3 protein-coding genes are annotated in these 2,915 nt (G+C 74.4%); 2 read left to right on the top strand and 1 reads right to left on the bottom strand.

The annotated features are described in order from the left end of the window. A partial coding sequence (locus Q1N79_RS23160) for an NUDIX domain-containing protein (protein ID WP_300612360.1) occupies window positions 1-574 on the bottom strand: 574 nt, incomplete at its 3' end. 69 nt (window positions 575-643) lie between these two features. Between Q1N79_RS23160 and nadA the strand changes: the two genes are divergently transcribed. Together nadA and Q1N79_RS23150 are read left to right on the top strand one after the other, a co-directional pair. After that, entirely contained in the window at window positions 644-1,666 is a 1,023-nt protein-coding gene (gene nadA, locus Q1N79_RS23155) for a quinolinate synthase NadA (protein ID WP_300612358.1), read from the top strand. Then, window positions 1,663-2,915, top strand: a 1,253-nt coding sequence (locus tag Q1N79_RS23150) for an FAD-binding protein (RefSeq protein ID WP_300612357.1), incomplete at its 3' end; no start/stop codon positions are given. The genes nadA and Q1N79_RS23150, both read left to right, overlap by 4 nt.

Raw genomic sequence — 2,915 nt, 5'->3', positions numbered from 1 at the left:
GCGTCGGCTCGATCACTCCCCGCCGGGTGAGGATGCGCTGCAGGTTGGTCGCCGACACCGGGTGGCCGAGCGCGGCCGCGTAGGTGTCCCGCAGCTGCGAGATCGTGAACGTCTGCGGTGCCAGCGCGAAGCCGATGTTCGTGTAGGACAGCTTGGCGCGCAGCCGCTCCCGCGCCGACCCGATGATCGAGCCGTGGTCGAACGCGGTCGGCGGCAGCTCGTCGACCCGATGCCATGCGGTGTCGGCCGGCAGCCGCGGCCTGGCGCCCGGGGTGACCAGCGCCAGGTAGGCGGTCGCGAGCACGCGCTCGCGGGGGTCCCTGGCCGGGTCGCTGCGGGTCTCGAGCTGCTCCAGGTGGGCTATCTCAGGGATGTCCGCCTTGGCCGCCAGATGCCGCCCGGCGGACGCGCCGAGCCGCTCGTCGGCGCGCAGCAGGCCGCCTGGCAGCATCCAGAAACCCTCGAACGGCTGCTCGGCGCGCTGCCAGAGCAGCACCGTCAGCCGCTTGTCGCGGACCTGGAAGACGACCCCAAGCGCCTCGTGACGGAAACAGTCGGCGGGCACAGTGCTCATCGTAGCGAGTTCGGGAAGTTTTAGACTCACAGTAGAAATCTACAAGTTTTCGACTTATAGTCGAGAACTATGGTCAGTACAGAGCTTTCCTGGGCCGAGCGGATCAGGCGGCTCGCCGCGCAGCGCGGCGCCGTGATCCTCGCCCACAACTACCAGCGCCCCGAGATCCAGGACGTCGCCGACCACGTCGGCGACTCACTCGCCCTGGCCCGCCTCGCGGCCGCAAGCACCGCGCGGGTGATCGTGCTCGCCGGCGTCTACTTCATGGCGGAAACAGCGAAAATCCTTTCCCCGGAACGGACAGTGCTGATTCCGGACGCCGCCGCCGGCTGCTCACTGGCGGACAGCATCACGGCGGAGCAGCTGCGGGAGTGGAAGAGCGAGCACCCCGGCGCGGCGGTCGTCGCCTACGTGAACACGAGCGCCGAGGTCAAGGCCGAAGCCGACGTCTGCTGCACGTCGGCCAACGCCGCCGAGATCGTCGCCGCGATCCCCGCAGAACGCGACGTGCTCTTCCTCCCCGACCAGTTCCTCGGCGCCCACGTCCGGCGCGTCACCGGGCGCGCCAACCTGCACGTCTGGCTCGGGGAATGCCACGTGCACGCGGGCATCAGCCCGCAGGAGCTGCGCCGCAAGGCGGCGGCGAACCCGGACGCTGAGCTGTTCGTGCACCCGGAGTGCGGGTGCGGGACTTCGGCGCTGTGGCAGTCGGGCACTGGCGACCTGCCGGCGGAGCGCACCCGGGTGCTGTCCACCGGCGGGATGCTGCAGGCCGCCCGGTCGACCCGCGCCACCGCGGTGCTCGTGGCGACGGAGACCGGGATGCTGCACCAGCTGCGGAAGGCGAACCCGGCGGTGCGCTGGGAGCCGGTCAACCCGGACGCGGTCTGCCGCTACATGAAGATGACCACGCCGCAGGCCCTGGAACGGTGCCTGCGCGACGGCGTCACGGAGGTCCATGTCGATCCCGGCGTCGCCGAGCGCGCCCGCCGCGCGGTCGAGGCGATGATCGCGGATGTTAGCCCGGGGGGGGCCTCCCAGGGTGGTGCGGCTGTGACCGATCCGAACCCGGGACCAGGGAGCGTGGCGTGAGCGCCGGGATCCGGGCGCTGCCCGCGGTGCGGCCGCGGTGGCGGCGGGACGCCGACGTCGTGGTCGTGGGATCGGGCGCCGCCGGGATCGCGGCGGCGCTTGCCGCCGCCGCCGACGGCATGCAGGTGCTCGTGGTCACCAAGGAACTGGCGGGCGGCGCCACCCCGCTCGCGCAGGGCGGCCTGGCCGCCGCGATCGGCCCGGGTGACAGCGCGGCGGCGCACGCGCACGACACGCTGGTCGCCGGCGCCGGGCTCTGCGACCGGGACACGGTGGCCGCGCTGGCGGCGGGCGCGCCCGCCGCCATCACCTGGCTGGCCGCGCAAGGGGCCCGGCTTGAGCAGGCGGCGCTGCGGCTGGAAGGCGGCCACGGCAGCCACCGGATCGTGCATTCGGGTAACGACGCGACCGGCGCCGAAGTGCACCGGGCGCTGCGCACGGCGCTGCTCGCCAGCCCCGTCGAGGTGCTCGACCGGGCGATCGCGCTGGATCTGCTGCTCGAGGACGAGGGCGCGGCGGCCGGGCTGCTCGCCGCGACGATTGGGTCCTGCGGCGAGCTCGACCCGGGCATCATCACCGCGCGCTCGGTTGTGCTGGCGGCCGGCGGCCTTGGCCAGGCCTTCGCGACCACCACGAACCCGCCGGGCGCGACCGGGGACGCGCTCGCGATCGCGGCGCGCGCCGGGGCCGAGCTGCGGGATCCCGAGTTCGTCCAGTTCCATCCCACGGTGCTGTGGGTGGACGGGGCGACCGGGCAGTGCCCGCTGATCACCGAGGCGCTGCGCGGCGCCGGGGCGGTGCTGCGCGACCTGGCCGGGCGCCCGCTGATGGCCGGGCACGATCCGCGCGGCGACCTGGCGCCGCGCGACGTCGTGGCGGCCCGGATGCACGCGGCGATCGCCGGCGAAGGCGGCAGCGGCGGCGGCGGGCACCTGTGGCTGGACGCCACCGGGGTCGGCCGCGACGTGCTCGAGCAGGGCTTCCCCACCGTGACCGCCGCCTGCCGCGGGCACGGCATCGACCCGGTCAGCGAGCCGATCCCTGTCGCGCCAGGCGCCCACTACTCCTGCGGCGGCATCCGCGCCGACCTGGACGGGCACACCAGCGTCCCCGGGCTGTACGCGGTCGGCGAGGCCGCGAGCACCGGCGTGCACGGCGCCAACCGGCTGGCGTCCAACTCGGTCACCGAGGCGGTGATCGCCGGGCGGCGGGCGGGCGCGGCCATCGGCCGCGACCCGGCCGGCGCGCG

The organism is Trebonia sp. (assembly GCF_030042015.1).
In the GTDB taxonomy this organism is placed as follows: domain Bacteria; phylum Actinomycetota; class Actinomycetes; order Streptosporangiales; family Streptosporangiaceae; genus Trebonia.
Note: the sequence above shows the minus strand (reverse complement) of the source record. Positions and strands in the feature narration are given on the sequence as shown.